Origin of the sequence: Candidatus Laterigemmans baculatus (assembly GCF_010367455.1) — a bacterium.
In the GTDB taxonomy this organism is placed as follows: domain Bacteria; phylum Planctomycetota; class Planctomycetia; order Pirellulales; family Pirellulaceae; genus Laterigemmans; species Laterigemmans baculatus.
In genome coordinates this window covers 24,561-43,813 of sequence record NZ_WRPR01000055.1, presented here as the reverse complement: position 1 = coordinate 43,813, position 19,253 = coordinate 24,561, and the positions used below count along the sequence as shown (strand labels likewise).

Here is a 19,253-nt window from a genome sequence, read left to right as displayed (position 1 = left end):
AAAAGTGGCGGCGTGTTTGGCCAAACCGCTCTGGACGCGGCTACTTCATGTACGGCAGCCGACGGCCCAGTCGGCGTGCCGAGGCGAGTTGTTCTTCGAGACTTTGGCGGCTGATCACGGCATGCTCGACCGTGAGAATGTTCTCCGCATCGAATTCGGCATTCTCGCGGCGCTGGAGCACCGTCTCGACTTCCTCGTCGAGCGATAGCAGCCAAGCGGGCACGTCGAGTCCCGCGCCGGTGGGATGCCGCGTGAGCAGATCGGCTTCCTGCTCGATGATGTGGAAAGCCCTCCCGTTGCGTGCGCCTTCGGCATCTTCGATCGCCGGCTCGACGAGCGCTTGCAAGCGATCGATCGTCATCGGCTGCACGAACCGCTCGAGGATCCGATCGGCGACGGTCGGCATCTGCATCGCGTACTGCTGCTGCAGCTCGCGGAGCTTGTGAACGTACACGTCGGCTTCGGTGCCGATCCGGTCGGAGAGCGAGCGTCGCCAAATCGTAGCCGCCGCATCCATCCCGTGCCGCACGAGGATCTCGTGAGCCCACATCACCGGGCGGAGGTTCCAGGCGATCCGGTCGTACCGCACGCGGAGCCGGAGGAAATCGAGGAACGTATACAGCAACTCGCCCCGGTCGCTCTGCGTGGTCGTGCTGTTGTAATCGCGGTACTCGGTGTGGTGATCGAGGATCGCTTCGAAGACGATGCTCAGCGATTGCTCGGCGACCTCTCGGGGAAGCGTCTCATCGAGTTCGCGAACCAGCGGCCAATCGGCGGCCTCCTCGGGGCTCTCGAGCAACCGCTCGAGCCAGCGTCCGACGCCCTGGTGCAGGATCGCGCGGACGTTGGAGAGTTTGAGGAACGTCTGTGTGAAGACCGGGTCGCCATAGCGGCGGATGAACTCGACCAGGACTTGCCACGGTTCCGGTTCGGCGACCGCCTCGAGTGCCGAGAGCCGGAGCGTGCGGCTGTGCGCCAGCCAACTGCCGAGCAGCGTTTCGGTCAATTTCTCGAGCAACGGGATCACCGTGTCGTCGGCGTTCTCACCGTCTTTCCAGCCTCGCACCGTCTGGACCAGCGCCGAGACGAGCGAGCGGAAACCGATCCGAAACAGCCCGTCGAATTCGGTCACCGCTCCGGGACCGATCGGGTTCTGCTGCTCCATGACGCGAGCCGTTTCGATCAGCCGGCAGGCCTCGACGAAATGCCCGCGTCGAGGTAGCCACTGCAACAAATGGATGAGCACCCGCTGCCGCAACCGAGCGGCGACGATCTTGACCGGATCGCCGCCACGGCTGAGCGGAATGTAGAGCAGGCTCCGGGTTTGGATCGCGCCGAGCAGGGCCGGAAACTGCTCGACCACGCCCGCGGCATTCCCGGCGATCAGCGCCGCGTAGAGCCGCACCGCGCGACGGTCGTCTTCGCCCATCGCGTCGACCACCGCATCGGCGGCCGCGCGATCGACGGCTTCGGCCGAGAGGACTCCGGCGAGCAACCGGCGGGCGTCGGACATGTCCACCGCCGCGGCGATGATCCGTTCGATCAGCGCGTCGCGAACCAGGCGGCGACGGTCGTAACGGGTCATCGAATCGCCATCCGCTCCGCCGGGACGAATCTCGTAGGAGCGAACCGCATCGAGCAATTCGAGCAAGCCGCTGCGATTCTCCGCTGCGCGGCGGGCCCAGCCGGCCATCACTTCCTCGCGCCACGGCAGCAGTTCGGCATCCCCTTCGGCCTCCGCTTCGCTCCGCGCGACTTCGCCCATGTCCGAGGCCACGACCCACAATCGCGAGAGCGAAGCGAGGAAGGTCAGATGGTTGCTGAGCCGTTTCGATTCGCTCTCCAGCTCGTCTTGGCTCCCCTCGTCGTACTCAAAAATTGCACCTTCGACGCCATCGTCGGTCGTGTCGGAGTAGGTCACTCCTTCGTAGGCCGCGTCGAATAGCCCTTCGCCCTCGTCCGCCTCGGCCCCAGGCGGGTCGCTGCTCTCCAATTCGGCAAAGCCTTCGGCCGCGTCGAGTTCGCTGTCCCAGTCCCGCTGTCGCGAATCGCGCGGGCGGGCCGGGCCGCCGAGCAGGAACACCGGAGCGGACCAAAAATCTTCGGCGTTGGCTTCGAGGTAATCGAAGAACTTTCGCACCAGCGACCACGGGCGGGGGACCGACGCGGGACGCCGCTCGGGGCTGTCGCCACAGGCGGCGCGGAGCCGGGCCAGCCAGCGTTCGGCGAGCTGCGGCAAAGAGCTCGACCCGCGGCGCAGACCGACCGTGTCGGCATGGCTGAGCCAGTGCACGAGCAGCGCCATCGAAGCGACAAAATCGTCGCGGTGCAGCAGGGCGTCGACGACCAGCGCGTAGGCCCGCGGCGAGTCGAACAGCTCGGCGTGGGGTGCCCAAAATTTAACGTCGCCAGCGGCCGCCCCACCGCGATGCCAGAGCCGCAAGGCCCGGGCGACCAAGCGGGCGGAGCGGAAACTGTCGAGCGGATCGACCGCCTGCAGCGACTCGACCGTGTGGGCCGCGAACCGTCGCCACCAACGGGCCGCGTCCTCGAACTGCCGCTCCATCGCTTCGTACAGCGCGGCGTCGTCCCGCGCCGCCGCTTCGCTCCAGACCGCCGCCAGGTAGCCGAAATACTGCTCCATGAGGGCCACCAGGTCATCGACGCGGTGGTCGTGCGTGGCGCTCTCGGGACCATGGAAGCGGGCGAAGTTCCCCCCGAAACCGAGGATGTTCCAGGGATCGACCAAGGCCCCGCATTCAATCCCGCGGTGAATCAAGTCGAGCGCCTTGCGGGGGACTTCCGCCGCCTCGCCGAGACGCCCCTCGCGGAGGTCTCGCAGGCCGAGCGTCAACAGGCAGTCGATCCGGCACGTCAACCGAGCCGACGCGACGGGGACGACATCCGCTTGCCGCGTGGCCGCGTCGGGATAGCCCATCCGCGCGTAGGTCCGGGCCAAATGCACATGCTGCAGTTGTTTCGCTCGCCGGGTGGCGAGGGCCGCGTTGAGATGCTGACGGGCCGCTCCGAACGGCTGCCGACGCTGCTCGGCTTCTTGCCGCAATCGTTCGGCATGCGGTCCGCTCATGCGGCGCAGCAAGTCGTCGTAAAAGGCATCGCGGTAGCGGGCGATCGGGGCCATCAGCGACGCCAGGGTGACGGTCGAGTCGTGCGCGGCCGGTCCCCAGCCGCTGACGCCCGAGGCCATTAGCATCGTTCCGGCGAGGACCGCCGCCGCTTCGTCCATCAGCTCCTCGCGGTTGGGCGTCGCCGACGCGACGGCGCGAGAACCTTGCGGATCGACGCGGCTGAGGAGCGCATCGACGGTGACTTGCTGCAGCACGAATCGGCGGTAGCGTCCCTCGCCATCGACGACGTTCGGATCCCACTGGCCGAAGTGGTAGTTGGGGCGACGATTGACCGGGTGGTCGAAGTCGTAGGCCCGCGGGTCAAACGCCAGCTCGCTGAGCGCATCGAGATCGAAGTGCGCCGCTCGGAGGATCGACGCATCGGTGTCGCGGAGGATATCGAGGGTGCGGCGGATCAGCGTCTGGTAGGGAACTTCGGCGACGCCCGCCCCGGCGATGAACAGCGGGATCGGCCGAACCCACTCGTGCGGATACGGCTCTCCCTCGCGATTCTCGAGCTGCGCGACCGGGCGGTAGCCGACGAAATCGTTCAATTCGCCAATCGCGTCGGCGACGATCCGCTCGGTCTCGTCCCACGGGCCGCCCTGCGAGAGAACCGCTTCGACGCAGCGACCGAGAAAAAACCCGTTGAAGATCGCTTCGGGTTCCTGGTGGAACAACAAATCGCGGTGAAAGTCGAGATAGCTCGGCAGCAGGTCGCTCCACACCAACCGACGGACCTGGCGGGCCTGCGAGAGGTCGGCGAACGCCGCCGAGGAACCTTCGAGCGACTCGATCGCGTCCTGCAGCCACTGGCCGAGCACCAGCCACGGAGGCATCCCCGACAACGGATCCCCCGCCGCGGCTGTCCCGTGCAATCGGTTCAGATTGGAGAGCGTCGCCGGGTCGCTGAGGCCCGACGAGAAATTGAGATAACCCACCACCTGAGCGATACAATCGGTCGGCGGTGGCGTAGGCAGGGCAGCAGCCATGGCACCGTACGTTGAGTGCCAGGGAGTGCGGGACGGGGCCGACGCCGGACTCCGGCGTGGCACCCCCGGACCATCCCTGGAACGGCTTTCAATTGGGGGCGGGTAGGATCGACCCGGCTCAATCTAGGAAAGCACCGCCGGATGGTCTAGGACGGGTACCCGCGGCGCTCCCTGCAAGGGCCCGAAGGGTCGACGTGGCTGCCGGGGGGGAAAGCCTCGCGGCGCGTCCCCCCGGGCGACGCCGCTACCGCTTCTTGGCGGCTTTTTTCGGAGCCGATTTCTTGGCAGCCGCGGCCCGCGTTTTCGGAGCGGGCGCTGCCTTGGCGGACGTTTTCCGCGCCGCGGCGGCTTGGCCCGCAGCGGTCTTGGGAGCCGCCTTCTTGACGGTCGCCTTCTTCACCGCAGTGGCTTTTGTGGCAGTCGCTTTGCCAGCGGCAGCCTTGGTCGCAGTCGCTTTGGCGGCAGTGGCTTTGGCCGCAACAGCCTTGCCGGCGGCCTTGCCTCGCGAAGCGGTTTTGGTGGCGACCGCTTTGACAGCCGACTTGGCGGCCGCTTTCTTGGTGACCGTGGTCTTGGCGGCAGTCGCTTTCTTGACGCCCTTGGCCGACTTCGGGGCGGCCTTCTTGGGAGCCTTCTTTTGGCCGCTCTTGCCGCCGGTCGACGTTTCGCCGCCAGCCGCCTTGTCGCCGCCGAAGATGTTGTCCCAAGCGTCCGCGTACTGGGCGTTGCTACCGACTCGTGTAATCGTCATCTCAAATTTCCTCCGCAGGGGCTTCTAAATCAGTTCAGGCCGCACGCCGGGCATGGCCATACCCGACGTGGACCGCCGCTCGGCCGCTTTGCCATGCTGCCGATTCTCTTTGACACGGCAAGGTGTCGAGAAGCGGCAATTCTCAGAAAATCGGCAATCTTGCCGCGAACCTCGAATCTATCCGCGAATGCTCTTGTAGCGGAATCGATGCGGCTCGTCTTCGTGCATTCCGAGTCGCTCCTTGCGACCCCGCTCGTAGATCTCGAAGTTACCTTCGCACCACACGACCTTGGCGTCGCCTTCGAAGGCCAGGATGTGGGTCGCCAAGCGGTCGAGGAACCAGCGGTCGTGGCTGGTCACGACGACGCACCCGGCGAAGTTCATGATCGCTTCTTCGAGGGCTCGGAGCGTATCGACGTCGAGGTCGTTAGTCGGTTCGTCCAGGAGCAGCACGTTGCAGCCGCGCCGCAACAGCTTGGCGAGGTGGACGCGGTTGCGTTCACCGCCGGAGAGCGTCCCGACTTTCTTCTCCTGGTCGGTCTTTTTGAAATTGAACTTCGAGACGTACGAGCGGGCGTTGACGACCCGGCCTCCCATGTCGAACGTCTCGTGTCCGCCGCTGATCTCCTGGAACACCGTATTTTCCGGAGAGAGCGAATCGCGGCTCTGATCGACGTAGCCCATCTCGACGGTCGGCCCGATGCGGATCACGCCGCTGTCGGGCTCGTCCTGGCCGGTGAGCATCCGGAACAGCGTCGTCTTGCCTGCCCCGTTGGGACCGATCACGCCGACGATTCCACCGGCCGGCAAGCGGAAGTCGACGTTCTCCATCAGCACGCGATCGCCAAAACCTTTGGTCAGGTTCTGGGCTTCGATCACCAGCTCGCCGAGGTGTTTGCCGGGGGGGATCTGGATTTCCAGCTCATCGGTCTGCTCGGCCGACTGCTCGGAGGCCATTTTCTCGTAAGCGCTGATCCGCGCCTTGCTCTTGGCCTGCCGCGCCTTGGGGCTCATCCGGATCCACTCCAGCTCGCGGCTGAGCGTCCGGTCGCGGGCCTTAGCCTGCCGCTTCTCGAGCTCCAGGCGTTTCTCCTTGGCCTCGAGCCAAGCGGTGTAGTTGCCTTCAAAGGGGATCCCCCGCCCGCGGTCGATCTCGAGGATCCACTGGGCGACGTTGTCGAGGAAGTAGCGGTCGTGGGTCACGGCGACGACCGTTCCGGCGTAGCTGGCCAAGTGCTGCTCGAGCCAAGCGACCGACTCGGCGTCGAGGTGGTTCGTCGGTTCGTCGAGCAGCAGCAGGTCGGGCTGACGGATCAGCATTTGGCAGAGCGCCACGCGGCGCCGCTCGCCCCCGGAGAGCTTGGTGACGTCGGCGTCGCCGGGCGGCAGGTTCATCACGTCCATCGCAACTTGGACTTGCCGCTCCAGCTCCCACAGGTTGCCCGCGTCGATCGTGTCCTGCAGCCGCGCCATCTCGTCGCACAGCTTTTCCATTTTGTCGGGATCGTCGACCTCACCGAGCTCGACGCTGATCTCGTTGTAGCGATCGAGGATCCGCTGCCGCTCGGCGACCGCCGTCTGGACGTTCTCCTCGACCGTCTTGGTAGGATCGAGATCGGGTTCCTGCGAGAGGTACCCGACCGTGTAGCCGGCAGTCAGCTTGGCGGAGCCTTCGAACTCCTTGTCCTGACCGGCCATGATCCGCATCAGCGTCGATTTGCCCGCCCCGTTGGGGCCCAAGACGCCGATCTTGGCGCCGGGATAGAACGCGAGAGAGACGTTTTCCAGCACCACCTTGGGGCCGTGCTTCTTCGTCAAATTCTCGATTTGGTAAATGTATTGCTTTCCCATCAGACTCAAGAAAGGGTTCAGGTAGCAGGTTTTAGGTGGCAGGCGGCGGAAGGCCGGGAGCCGGAATTTCTTTCGTACTCGTACTCGTACTCGTACTCGCCTCAGTACTCAGTACTCAGTACTCAGTACTCGCCTCAGTACTCAGTACCCCGTCGCTGCGGTCGATTCGAGTACGAGTACCGCTTCGCTGAGTACGAGTACGAGTACGAGAAAATGAGGGTCGAGGATTCAAGCAGCGGGGTTTCAGGTTCCAAACTCCCTGAAACCTGAAACCTGCTCCCTGAAACCTTCCTCATTCCCATTCGATCGTTGCGGGGGGTTTGCTGCTGATGTCGTAGCAGACTCGGTTGACGCCTTTCACTTCGTTGATGATTCGCGTGCTCATCCGCGCCAGCAAGTCGTACGGCAGGCGGCTCCAGTCGGCAGTCATGAAGTCATCGGTGTTGACGCTGCGGATCGCGATCGCGTTCTCGTACGTCCGGGCGTCGCCCATCACCCCCACGCTTTCGACCGGCAGCAGGACGGCGAACGACTGGCTGGTCTGGCGGTACAGCCCGGCTGCCTTGATCTCGTTGACGACGATCGCGTCGGCTTCGCGAAGGACTTCCAAGCGGCTTTCGGTGACTTCCCCCAAACACCGCACGGCCAAGCCGGGGCCGGGGAAGGGATGCCGCCAGACGAGCGTCTCGGGCAAACCGAGTTCGGCTCCGAGCCGCCGGACTTCGTCCTTGAATAGATCCCGCAGCGGCTCGATCAGTTCGAAGCCGAGCTGTTCGGGCAACCCGCCGACATTGTGGTGAAGCTTAATCGTGGCCGCCGGACCGTCTTTGGCCGCTCCACTTTCGATCACATCCGGGTAGAGCGTTCCTTGGGCGAGGAAGTGCGCGTCCTGGATCTTTTCGGCTTCGGCTTTGAAGCAATCGATGAAGGCATATCCGATACGGCGGCGTTTCTCTTGCGGTTCGGTGATTCCGGCCAGCGTGTCGAGAAACCGCTCGCGGGCGTCGACGACGTGCAGTTCGGTCTTGAAGTGGTTGCTGAACTCGCTGATCACGGCCGCCTGCTCGTCTTTGCGGAGCAAGCCGTTGTCGATCAGGATGCAGGCCAACTGGGGTCCGATCGCCTTGTAGAGCAGGGCGGCGGTGACCGACGAATCGACGCCGCCAGAGAGTCCGCAGATCACCCGCCGATCGCCGACCTGGGCGCGGATCTGCTCGATCGCCGCCTCGGCGAAATCGCCCAGATGCCAAGTGCCGGTGCAGCCGCAGACGGTCATCACGAAGTTGTGCAGGATCTGGCTGCCGAGCGGCGTGTGGGTCACCTCGGGATGGAACTGCATCCCATAGACAGCCAATTGGCGGTGGCGAATCGCGGCGACCGGACAGGTGTCGGTTTCCGCCAGCGGCTCGAACGCCTCGCCGACTTCAGCGACCTGATCGCCGTGGCTCATCCAGACATCGGTCTCGTCGGCCAGCCCATCGAACAATCCCTCGTGATTGCTGATCCGCACCGTCGCTCGGCCGTACTCGCGATGGGTCGCGTGCTGGACCTTCCCCCCGAGCGCCTCGACGACCAGCTGCATTCCGTAGCAGATCCCCAGGACCGGAATCCCCAGCTCAAAAATTTTGGGATCGCACTTCGGCGCGTTCGGCTCGTAAACGCTCGACGGGCCGCCCGAGAGGATGATTCCCTTGGGCTGCAGTTCGGCCAGCCGCTCGGCGGGCAGGTCGTGCCGCACGATCTGGCAGTAGACATTCTGTTCGCGGACGCGGCGGGCGATCAGCTGGGCATACTGCGAGCCAAAGTCGAGTACGACGACGCGCTCATCGGTCAAACGCTGCTCGGTCAAGCGCTGCTCAGTCAAGCGCTGCTTGGGCGCCGGCGCCTCACGGGGAATGCTCATCAGCTCTGCTTTGGGATATTCTGCGGGGGCGACGGAAAGAATCACGAAGTATAGGAGTGGCTCTGAGGGCTCCCAAGGGGTGCCGCCCGAGCCTCAGGAGGAAACCTGGCCTCAGGAGGAAAGATTCGAGCATGAATATTTTGGTGACCAATGACGACGGGGTGTACGCCCCCGGCTTAGCGGCGCTCGCGGCCCAGATGCGGCATCTCGGCGACGTGTTCATCGCCGCTCCGACGACCGAGCAGAGCGGCGTCGGGCATTCGATCACGTACCTGACCCCGCTGGTCTCGCGGGAGATTTTGCGCGACGACCGGCACTGGGCGTGGGCGGTCGATGGCTCGCCAGCCGACTGCGTCAAGCTGGCGATCAGCCAACTCTGTCCGGTCCGTCCCGACCTGGTCGTCAGCGGGATCAACAACGGGCTCAACGCCGGCATCAACGTCCTCTACTCGGGAACCGTGGCCGCGGCGATCGAAGGCGCGTTCTTCGGGGTCCGCTCGATCGCCGTCAGTCTCGAGTACGATCCGCATGCGGACTTCGATGCCGCAGCGGTCGTCGCCCGCAACGTGATCGGCGGAATTTTGCGGAACGACAAGCACCAGGGGAGCTTGTTCAACATCAACATTCCAACCGTTGCCACCGCCGAACCGGCCGCCGTCAAAGTCGTCCCGATGGGGCTCGAGCAATACGGCAGCACGTACGAAAAGCGGCAAGACCCGGGGGGCCGCGACTACTACTGGGCGACCTGGACACCGCCGAACGACCTCCGCCCCGACGGCACCGACGTGACCGAACTGCGGGCTGGCCACATCACCGTCACGCCGCTGCACTTCGACCTCAGCCGCCGCGATCTGCTCAAGCAGATGCCCAAGTGGGAGCTGAAAGCCTAAGTACGTCAGCCGTTCCCCTTAGGCGTTGCCGGAAAACCCTGAGCCGACGGCGCTAGCCGCGGGTCCGGCAGCGGAAAACCCCCGCCGCGAGGCCCGACGCTAGCGCCTACGGCTCCGTCGGGGCCGCGGGTCCGGCTGGAAAGCCAGACCTGCGGGGGCTACGATCTCTGCCCTCTGGATTCTCCCCCCACTCTTCCACTGCGGGTCGTCGCTCGGCTATGCGTATCGTGCTGTGCTTTCCTGTCGAACCCAAACACATCGAGGCGATTCGCCGAGCGGCCCCGGCCGGGGCGGAGATCGTCGACGCCGGGCAGGAGCGGGTCGACGAGGAATTGCCTTCGGCCGACATCTTCATCGGCCACGCCAAGGTCCCGGTCGACTGGGATCGCGTGCTCGCGGCCGGACGCCTCCAGTGGATCCAGTCATCGGCGGCTGGTCTGGACCACTGCCTGGTCCCGGGAGTAATCGACTCGGAGATCGTGGTCACCAGCGCTTCGGGGCTGTTCGCTCCGCAGGTGACCGAGCAGACGCTGGCGCTGCTGCTGGGGCTGATCCGCAGCCTCCCGACGTTCATGGAAGCGACCCGCCGCCGCGAATTCATCCGCCGGCCGACCGACGATTTGCGGGGGAAGACGGTTGGGATCGTGGGGCTTGGGGGGAACGGGCGGTGCATCTCGCGAGCCCTCGCCCCGCTCTGCGAACGGATTATCGCGACCGATTACTTTCCGCACACTCAGCCCCGCGAGGTCGACCAGCTCTGGTCAGCGGATCTCGTCGACCGGCTGGTCGGCGAATCCGACGTGGTCATCCTGACGTTGCCGCTGAATGCCCAGACGCACCATTACTTCGATGCGGCGCGGATCGCCAAGATGCGCCCCGGGAGTTATCTGATCAACGTCGCTCGCGGTCCGGTGGTGGAGGAAGCGGCGCTGGTCGAGGCCCTCGAGAGCGGACACTTGCGGGGAGCGGGGCTCGACGTCACCGAAGTGGAACCTTTGCCGGGCGACAGTCGTCTTTGGGAATGCCCTCAGGTGATCATCACTCCACACGTTGGGGCCCAATCGGCCCGGCGGGTGGACGACACGGTCCGCTTGGTGTGCGAAAATCTAAGTCGCTGGCAAGCCGGCGAACCGCTGTACAATCGCGTCGATAAGCGGCTCGGCTTCCCCAACCCCGATACCCTCTGGAACGCATGAGCTCAAGCCGGATGCGTGACATGCTGAGCACGACTCGGCACGACCCGAACGCCACGGTCACCTACCACGGGACGCCGCGTACGGATCCGCAGGACAACGAATTGCTCGAGCGGTATCAGGAGTTGATCTCCGCCCGACGGTTGAACTGGACCGGCCACTATCGGCTGGGAAAGATGCTCGGCAGCGGTGGGCAGGGCCGCGTCTTCCTCTCGGCCTGTCGCGGCACCGACAACTTCACGTTGCCAGTGGCGGTGAAATTCTTCTCCCCCCATCGCTACGCCAACGTGCGGCAGTACGAGCAAGCGATGCGGGGAATCGCGGGCGTGGCGGCTCGCGTCGCGCTGATCCAGCACGACAATCTGCTCGACGTCCACAACTTCGTCGACCGCAACCGGATCCGGATGATGGTGATGGAGTGGATCGACGGCTACGACCTCCGCGAGCTGATGCGGCCCGAATATCTCTCGGACCTCAACGGTCGCGTCGAAGCGCGGCGGTGGCGGTACATCAACGAAGTGATCCTCACGGCCGGGCCAGCCCAGTCGCGGTTCAAAGCGGGCGTCGCCGTCGCGATCGTGCGGGAATGCCTCTCGGCCCTTGCCGCGCTGCACCGCGAAGGGATCGTGCATGGCGACATCAAGCCGGCGAACCTGATGCTCAAACGGACCGGGCATCTCAAGTTGATCGATATCGGCTCGGCCTTTGATTTCCACGATCCGCCCCACGACCGCGACTGCACGCCGGTCTACGCCGCCCCGGAAGTGCTCGAGAACAACGAGTCTTCGCCGCGAAGCGACTTGGCCAGCCTTGGCTACGTGCTGATCGAGTTGCTCGGCGGGCGGCTCCCCTTTGAGCCGGGGCTGGGACTGCGGCAGTTGCTGGCGGCGAAACGCGAGTTGCCGTCGCGGCTGCACGAACTTCTGCCCGAGGAAGTCACCTGCAATCCGCTGCTGATGAATTTCTGCCGCGGCTTGATCGCTCCCGACCCCAACCGCCGCTTCCCCAGCGCCGAAGCGGCCGAGCACGTCGATCAGGGTGCTGCCGCTTTCCACCGCCAACTGGTGCTGAGCGATATGTCGACCGAGTACGACAACGACATCCGCGTCTGGCTCGAAGAACTCGGCCAGCTCGAAGCCTTTCGAGAGCCGAAGGACGAGCCGGGTGAACCGTAGGGGGTTCGGGTGGTGCATCGGCTGCGGGGCGCAAGGCCGGATCATTCATCAGCCGCCGGGCGCTAGCCCCCGGTTCTCAAAACACCGTGACAACCGGACGCTAGTGCGTGGCGGCTGATTTTGCGAATCGTGCAATTTCTGTCGGCCACGAGGCTCACCCGCGGTTAGCACCCGCGGCTAGCGCCGTCGGCTCACCCTCGGTTAGCACCGTCGGCTCACCCGCGGCTAGCGCCGTCGGCTCACCCGCGGCTAGCGCCGTCGGCTCACCCGCGGCTAGCGCCGTCGGCTCACCCGACGATCGGGCCGCTCTCTTGCACTAGGTCGCGGATGGCTTTGAACTCGGGCTCGGCGGCCGATTGGCACCACTCGAACAGCACTCCCTCGGTCGTCACCACCGACAGCCCCTGGTCGCGGATCCGCTCGAGCGCCACGGCATGGTCCTCGGTCCCCCGCGCCCCGGCGGCATCGCTGACCACGTAGACGTCAAAACCTTCCGCCGCGAGATCGAGGGCGGTTTGCAGGACGCAGATATGCGTCTCGATCCCGCAGACAACGATTTGGCGGATTCCCTGCTCGGCCAGCTGCGAAACGATGGGGCGGACGGCCGCGGCGCTGAACGCCATCTTCTCGTGGCGCTCGGGAAGGAAGTCGACGATTTCGGCTGCCGTCGCTCCCAGCCCCTGCGGGTATTGCTCGGTGGCGGCCAGCGGAACCCCGACCGCCGCCGCGCCGCGGCAGAGCCGGCTGACGTTCCAGAGCAGACGCTCGTGGTTGAGGATTTTCGGCAGCAGATTGACTTGCACGTCGACGACCAGCAGCGCGGACTGCTGGCGGTCGAGCAACTGCGGGCTGCGGAAGCCGGGGGCGTTATCGGTCACCGGGCGTCTCGTCTCGAAGAGAAAGGGCAGGGGAGGGGGAACGGCAAGTGGAGGTTGACCCGGCCGGGGGAACTTCGCTAGCTATCGACTGAAAAACTTACGATGCATCCTCGCACGCTGACAACCACCGTCGCCCTGGTCATCCTGCCGCTGTTCGGCTGCCGGAGCACGACCTCGACCGATGTGGCTCCGATCCACACCTGGGCAGCACCACAGCTGCATTCAGCCGTTGGTCGGTCGGTCGTGCTTGCGACGATCATCGGCGATCCTCCGCAAGCCGCTCGACTGGCCGAAGCACTCACCGCGACCCGCCCGTTGGAACCGAGCCGCAGCGTCCGCTTGGTGCATCAGGCAGATCTGCAGCGGCACGTCGAAATCCAGCTCGCCTCGACCGCGCCGAACATCCCCAGCGATCTGGCGTTATTGTCCGCAGCTCGAAAAGAAGGGCTGGAGTATTTGCTGATCGGCGAGATCCTCAAATCGCGAGGGGGCGGATCCGCAACTTCCGCGGCGGCGGCGAAGCTCGCTTCGTTGCCACCGGAATTGGCCGCCCAGGCGGAGCCAGCGACTCCCTCCGAGCTCGCTTCCGATCCTCCTTCGCAAGGACCGGCCTCCACGGCGAGCTCGACGCAGCGGCTGACCATTTCCTGGCGATTGCTCGATGTGGGTGAAGCTCGCGTCGTGGGGGGAATGCCGGTGAGCGTGAGCGCTGCTTCCGCCGCCACACTTTACCCCGACTTGGCCAGCTCCAGTGGAACCGAGGAAGCCCGGCTGGCGACCGCCGCAGCGCGAGAAACGTGGAAACTGCTGACCCCGTCGATCCGCCGTGAAACGGTTCGCTTGGCCGAGCCGTACTTATTGACCGGCGCGTCGGCCGTCCGGCGTGGCAACCAGCACGCCGCCGCCGTTCGCTGGGCCGAAGCCGAGCAGGCCTGGCAGCAGGCTTTGGAGCAGCACCCGGCGAATCACGCGGCGGTACACAATTTGGCACTCGCCGCCGCTGCGCGACAAGATTTCAGACGCGGCAAAGCGCTGGCGCAGCAAGCTCTCCAAATGCACGGTTCGAAGGATTACGAGCGAACGGTGGTCTGGATCGAAGGGCGGCAGCGCGAAGCGGCCGAGGCGTTCGGACTGCCACGCCCCGAGGAAGGCTGGCTGTTCTCTCCGGACTAGACTACAGCGCCGCGCAGACTTCTTTGGCGGCGGCGATCGTCTCGTCGATCATCGCTTCGGTGTGGGTGCGACTGAAGAACAGCGCTTCGTACTGGCTGCAGGGAAGATAGATCCCGCGTTCGATCATTCCCCAGAAGAAACGGCCGAAGCGACCCGAGTCGCTCTTGGAGGCGCCGCCCCAGTCGTGGACCGGGTGGGGATTGAAGAATAGCGTCAGCATGCTGCCGATTTGCTGGACCTGGTGGGGCAGCCCCGCGGCACTGGCCGCCTCGGCCAGACCGTCGGCCAAGCGTTTGCCGAGCCGCTCGAGCTCGGCATACGGCGGATCCTGCTCGAGCAACCGGAGCGTGGCGTTGCCGGCGGCCACGGCGACCGGATTGCCGCTGAGCGTTCCGGCCTGAAAGACTTTGCCCGCCGGCAGGACGCAGTTCATGATCTCCTCGCGGCCCCCGTAAGCACCGAGCGGCATCCCGCCGCCGACGACTTTGCCGAGCGTGGTCATGTCGGGAGTGATTCCAAACCGCTCCTGGGCACCACCGTAAGCCAACCGGAATCCGGTCATCACCTCATCAAAGATCAGCACCGCCCCGTCGGCCGCGGTCAGCTCCCGCGCGGCCTCGAGAAAACCGGGAACCGGCGGCACACATCCCATGTTGCCGACCACCGGCTCGAGGATGATCGCGGCGATCTGACCAGGAAATTTCTCGAACGTCGCTGCGAGCGCGGCCGCGTCATTGAAGGGCAAGACGATCGTGTCGCCTCCGGCTCCAGCGGTCACGCCAGGCGAATCGGGAACGCCGAGCGTCGCCGCGGCGCTACCGGCCGAGACCAGCAGAGCATCGACGTGGCCATGGTAATTGCCAGCGAATTTGATGATCTTGTCGCGACCGGTGAATCCACGAGCCACTCGAATCGCGCTCATCGTCGCCTCGGTCCCGCTGTTGACCAACCGCACCTTGTCGATGCTCGGCACGGCCGCCACGATCCGCTCGGCCAGCTCGCTCTCCCGTTCGGTCGGCGCCCCAAAGCTGGTCCCTCGAGCCGCGGCTTCGGTGATCGCCGCGATGACTTCGGGATGGGCGTGTCCGAGGATCATCGGTCCCCAGGAGACGATGTAGTCGAGGTACCGCCGGCCATCGATATCGAACAGATACGGTCCTTCCGCACGCTCGATGAACAGCGGCGAACCGCCGACCGCTCCGAACGCGCGGGCGGGGCTGTTCACGCCTCCGGGCATCAATCGGCAGGCGCGGTCAAAGGCGCGGCGGCTGTTCGGTCCGGCTTGAGGAGAATTCATGGCAGGGCATTCCAGAATGCGTAAGAGGAGAGTGGTCGGTTTCTTTGAGCCGCAGGCGCTAGCCTCGGGCCTCTTTTGAACCGCAGGCGCTAGCCTCGGGTTATTCATCAGCCGCCGGGCGCTAGCCCCCGGTTCTCACAAACGCGACAGAAACCGGACGCTAGCGCGTGGCGGCTGATTTGGCACATTGTTTCGCGACGCTCCGCTGCAGCACCCGCGGCTAGCGCCGTCGGCTCAGGGTCTTCTGACGAGTCCAGCGCATGGCGGCTGATGTGACACACGATGTCAGCGGGCCGCTTCGACCAGCGGTGCGGCACCGTCTTCGACGAGCCTCCGAGCGACTTCCCTCCCCAGTCGCTCGGCGGCGGCGCGGTCGAGCGTCTCGGCTGGCTCGGTGGCGTCGAGACAGTGGAGTCGCTGTTGGCCGTCGACCGAGAGGACGACCGCACGAAGCGTGAGTTGCCCATCGCGGACCGTCGCATACGTGCCGACCGGTGCCAGACAGCCAGCGTGCAGCTCGCGGAGCACGGCTCGTTCGGCAGCGACCGCCACGTGGGTCGGCGCATCGTCGAGCTCCGCCACCGCTTCGGCCGTCGCCGCGTCGGCGTCGCGAACCTCAATCCCGAGCGCTCCCTGGCCGGCCGCCGGCAGCATCCACTCGAGCGGCAGCGGTTGATTGACATGTTCGAGCAGCTGCAGGCGACGCAATCCCGCTTCGGCCAAAATGATCGCATCAAACCCTTCGCTCGAAAGTTTCTCGAGCCGCGTGTCGACATTTCCTCGAATCGGCTCGATCCGCAGATCCGGGCGACGGGCGAGCAATTGGGCGGCTCGGCGGCGACTTCCGGTTCCCACGCGAGCTCGCTCCGGTAGCTCATCGAAGCTCCATGGCTCTCGAGTGATCAGACAATCGGCAGCGGAGGCCCGGGGGGGCACGGCCGCCAACATCAACCCCCGCGACTCCTGGGTCGGCAGATCCTTGAGGCTGTGCACGGCGAGATCCGCTTCGCCGTCGATCACCGCCTGTTGGATCCGCTTGGTGAACAAGCCCACGGCTTGGCTGCCATCGATCGGCGTGCGGTCGATGTCGCCTTCGCTCGAGAGCAACACCAACTCAACTTCGTGGCCCAGCGCACGGAGCTGGTCGGCGACGTGATCGGCTTGCCAACGAGCAAGCGGGCTGCGGCGGGTAGCGATGCGGAGCATAGAGTTTAACGAACGGTGGGGGGTCTTGAGCGGGTGCGAATGGGGAGGAGAAGGCCTGGCCCGTTCCTAGGATGATCGACTCGAGCGGTTCGCGCAAGGTGACTTGCCCGCGTCAGCTGGTATGCTTGACTGGGCCGCGTGATTTTTCTTTTCTAGCAGGGCGCTGCGTTTGTGACTTCTCAGGATCACCCGACAGGCGATTCCCAGCCAACTGCGGACGCTCCGCCAACGGGCGAGCTTTCCGAGACCGGCGACGGGCGCTGGACCGGAGACGGGCGCTGGACCGGCGACGGGCGGACCCGCAGCGGCACCAGCAGCGGAACCGACTTCCAGGATGCCGACTTCGAACTCGACCCGGCCACCGCGGGCCTCCCGGCTCAGATCGGCGAGTACACGATCGACCGGCTGATCGGTGCCGGGGGCATGGGCTTGGTGTACCGGGCCGAGCACCGCCGGATGGCTCGGGCGGTAGCGCTCAAGACGCTGGCTCTGGAGCGGATGCAGGACGAATCGGCGGTACAGCGGTTTTATTCGGAAGTTCGGGCCGCAGCTCGGCTGCTGCACCCCAACATCGTGACCGCGTTCGACGCTGGCGAAGTCGAGGGGACGCATTACTTGGCGATGGAGTTCGTCGAAGGCGAAACCCTCTCGCAAATCGTCGCCCGCCGCGGCCCGCTGCCGGTCGAGGAAGCGGTCCGGATCATCCGTGGTGCGGCGACGGGATTGGCGTACGCCCATGCGGCGGGAATCGTGCACCGCGACGTCAAACCGGGCAACATCATGGTGACCCCCGACGGGACGGTGAAAGTCCTCGACCTGGGGCTGGCGACGATCCGCAGCGATCCGGCTCACCGCCCAAGCCGCCGCGGAAGGCTGGTCGGCACGATCCAGTACATCGCTCCGGAGCAGCTGGAAGATCCCGATGCGGCGGACCTCCGCGCGGACATCTACGCGCTTGGGGCGACCTTCTTTTTCTTGCTCGCCGGTCGCTCTCCCTACGAGGGAGACATGATGGAGCAGCTCCGCCAGCACCGAGACGGGCCGCTGCCGGATTTGTTCAGCGTTCGCAAAGACGTCGACCTCCGCTTGGACCACGTCTTTCAGCGGATGATGGCCAAGCGCCGCCAAGACCGCTACAGCTCGCTCGACGAGATGCTCGAGGAGCTGAATGCGTGGCAGGCGGCCGGCGGCACGCCGGGCTGGTTGTCGGGGATCGCCCGCCCTTTGCTGCTCGGCGAAGTCCCCACCGCCGGAAGCGATCCCACCACTACCAGCAGCCAACCGACCGCCCTAGGGATCGACCTGGGGATGCTCTACGCCGCCGCGGCGATCGCCGATCCGACCGGCTCGGTCGAGGCGGCTGACGCAGGAGGAGTTGGCGTGCCCCTGCTCCGCGCGGCGCTGGCCAGCCACGGCGGCCGGCTCAGTTTCGGCGACGCGGCGATGCGAAACCGGATTGCCCATCCCCAGCGGCTCGCCCATTGCCTCCACCTCTATTTGGGACAAGCCAAGGTCGACCGCAATGTGCTGGACCACCAGTGTCCGCCCGAAGTGCTGTTGGGAATGGTGCTTCGCGAGGTGCGGGTATCGGCTTGGCGACGGAAAGGGCGGCCGGCGATCGCCGCGGTGACCGTGCCGGGCTGCTACGACCAGCTGCGGCGGCGGGCGGTGTGGCAGGCGGCGCGGATCGCCGGACTCAGTTCGGTGCGGCTCGTCGACCGCTCGCTGGCGGCCGCCCACGCGCAGCTCAGCGAGCGGACCGCGGCCGCTCCGTTGCCCGAACCGAACGAGGTCCAGCACTGGATCGTGATCAGCCTGACTGGCTTGGCGTGTGAAGCATCGGTCGTGCGGCATGTCGCCGGCCGCCTGCAGACGCTGTCGACCGCCGGCAGTTGGCAAACCAGCGCCTTGACTTGGCAGCGACGGTTAGTCGATTTGATGGCCGACAGCTGCAAACGCATGCACGGCTTCGATCCGCGGCAGCGGCTCAGCGACGCGGTCCACCTGCAGCAAGCCTGTGAGCGGGGACTGCATGAATTGCTGATCCGGGAACAAGTCGAGCTGCGGTTCCGGAGCAAGCAGGGAACGGTGCGGATGCCGATGAACCGTCAGGTGTTGACGGCCGCCGGTGACAGCATCCTCAACGAACTGCTGCAGCACGTCCGCGAGGCGCTCTCGTCGGTCCAGCTCTCTCCGGACGACGTCAACCGCTGCCTGCTCGTCGGTCCCCTGACGCGGCTGGCCTCGGTCCGCCGCGGGATTTCAGAATTTCTCGGCGACGACCTCGAGCACTTGCCGGTCGACCGCCGCTCGCTCGCCTTTGGTGCCGCCATGGCAGCCGCGGCCGAGCTCCCGGGACGCTCCGATATCGCCGCGCCGCCGCAAGCCGCGGCGACCTACGACCTCGGGCTGCTGGCCTATGCAGGGGATCAAAGCCAGCCGCGAACCCTGCCGGTGATCCCTCGCGGCAGCGCCCTGCCGGCACGCACCGGCCGGCGGTTGGCTCGGCTCAAGGATGGCTCGCAGAAAACGCTCACGGTCGTCGAATCGGCTGGCGGAGTCGGACGGCCCTGGCGATCGCTCGGCACCCATCCGCTACCGGAAAACACCGGCAATGCGGCACTTGAGGCCGCGTTCGAGGTCGACATCAACGGCCTGCTGACCGTTCGCCTGCGGAATGCCACCACGGGGGAAACGACGCGGCTGCCCGATCTCCCCACGCCGACGCTCAGTGAAGAGCAGGTCCGGCAGTGGACCAGCTGGGTCGAAGAAGTCGCGATGCTGCAGTAAAGGTCCCCTCTCCGGAACCGGAGGCA

The 19,253-nt window shown here is 65.7% G+C and carries 12 protein-coding genes; 5 read left to right on the top strand and 7 right to left on the bottom strand.

Annotated features, from left to right (window positions below):
* Nucleotides 1–40: 40 nt before the first annotated feature.
* The 4 genes from GNK13_RS12005 to guaA form a co-directional block, all read right to left on the bottom strand.
* Nucleotides 41–4,120, bottom strand: a complete 4,080-nt coding sequence (locus GNK13_RS12005; protein ID WP_164102770.1) for a hypothetical protein — start codon at nt 4,118–4,120, stop codon at nt 41–43.
* Nucleotides 4,121–4,364: 244 nt separating this feature from the next.
* Nucleotides 4,365–4,871: a histone gene (locus tag GNK13_RS12000; protein WP_164102769.1), complete on the bottom strand. Its 507-nt coding sequence runs from the start codon at nt 4,869–4,871 to the stop codon at nt 4,365–4,367.
* A 177-nt stretch (nt 4,872–5,048) separates the two neighbouring features.
* Nucleotides 5,049–6,722 (bottom strand): energy-dependent translational throttle protein EttA, encoded by a 1,674-nt coding sequence (ettA, locus tag GNK13_RS11995; RefSeq protein ID WP_164102768.1) that lies wholly within the window; start codon nt 6,720–6,722, stop codon nt 5,049–5,051.
* Nucleotides 6,723–7,014: 292 nt separating this feature from the next.
* Complete coding sequence (guaA, locus tag GNK13_RS11990) at nt 7,015–8,625, bottom strand: glutamine-hydrolyzing GMP synthase (RefSeq protein WP_164102767.1); 1,611 nt, start codon at nt 8,623–8,625, stop codon at nt 7,015–7,017.
* Between the two features lie 131 nt (nt 8,626–8,756).
* Here guaA and surE point away from each other — a divergent pair, with 131 nt between their 5' ends.
* The 3 genes from surE (at nt 8,757) to GNK13_RS11975 (ending at nt 11,883) form a co-directional block, all read left to right on the top strand.
* Complete coding sequence (gene surE, locus GNK13_RS11985) at nt 8,757–9,515, top strand: 5'/3'-nucleotidase SurE (RefSeq protein WP_164102766.1); 759 nt, start codon at nt 8,757–8,759, stop codon at nt 9,513–9,515.
* Nucleotides 9,516–9,733: 218 nt separating this feature from the next.
* Nucleotides 9,734–10,711, top strand: a complete 978-nt coding sequence (locus GNK13_RS11980; RefSeq protein WP_164102765.1) for a D-2-hydroxyacid dehydrogenase — start codon at nt 9,734–9,736, stop codon at nt 10,709–10,711.
* Between the two features lie 20 nt (nt 10,712–10,731).
* On the top strand, nt 10,732–11,883 hold the full coding sequence (locus GNK13_RS11975) for a serine/threonine-protein kinase (RefSeq protein ID WP_164102793.1): 1,152 nt from the start codon (nt 10,732–10,734) through the stop codon (nt 11,881–11,883).
* A 287-nt stretch (nt 11,884–12,170) separates the two neighbouring features.
* Here GNK13_RS11975 and GNK13_RS11970 read toward each other — a convergent pair whose 3' ends face one another.
* Nucleotides 12,171–12,761, bottom strand: coding sequence for an isochorismatase family protein (locus GNK13_RS11970; RefSeq protein WP_164102764.1), 591 nt, complete (start codon nt 12,759–12,761; stop codon nt 12,171–12,173).
* A gap of 102 nt (nt 12,762–12,863) precedes the next feature.
* On the opposite strand from GNK13_RS11970, the gene GNK13_RS11965 reads away from it, so the two are divergent.
* Nucleotides 12,864–13,934 carry a tetratricopeptide repeat protein gene (locus GNK13_RS11965; RefSeq protein ID WP_164102763.1) on the top strand — a complete coding sequence of 357 codons (1,071 nt, stop codon included), beginning with the start codon at nt 12,864–12,866 and terminating at the stop codon, nt 13,932–13,934.
* 1 nt (nt 13,935) lies between these two features.
* Here GNK13_RS11965 and hemL read toward each other — a convergent pair whose 3' ends face one another.
* Complete coding sequence (hemL, locus tag GNK13_RS11960) at nt 13,936–15,231, bottom strand: glutamate-1-semialdehyde 2,1-aminomutase (protein ID WP_390622510.1); 1,296 nt, start codon at nt 15,229–15,231, stop codon at nt 13,936–13,938.
* Between the two features lie 285 nt (nt 15,232–15,516).
* Nucleotides 15,517–16,437, bottom strand: a complete 921-nt coding sequence (gene hemC / locus GNK13_RS11955; protein WP_164102762.1) for a hydroxymethylbilane synthase — start codon at nt 16,435–16,437, stop codon at nt 15,517–15,519.
* A gap of 171 nt (nt 16,438–16,608) precedes the next feature.
* On the opposite strand from hemC, the gene GNK13_RS11950 reads away from it, so the two are divergent.
* Nucleotides 16,609–19,227: a protein kinase domain-containing protein gene (locus GNK13_RS11950; RefSeq protein ID WP_164102761.1), complete on the top strand. Its 2,619-nt coding sequence runs from the start codon at nt 16,609–16,611 to the stop codon at nt 19,225–19,227.
* Nucleotides 19,228–19,253: the final 26 nt, after the last annotated feature.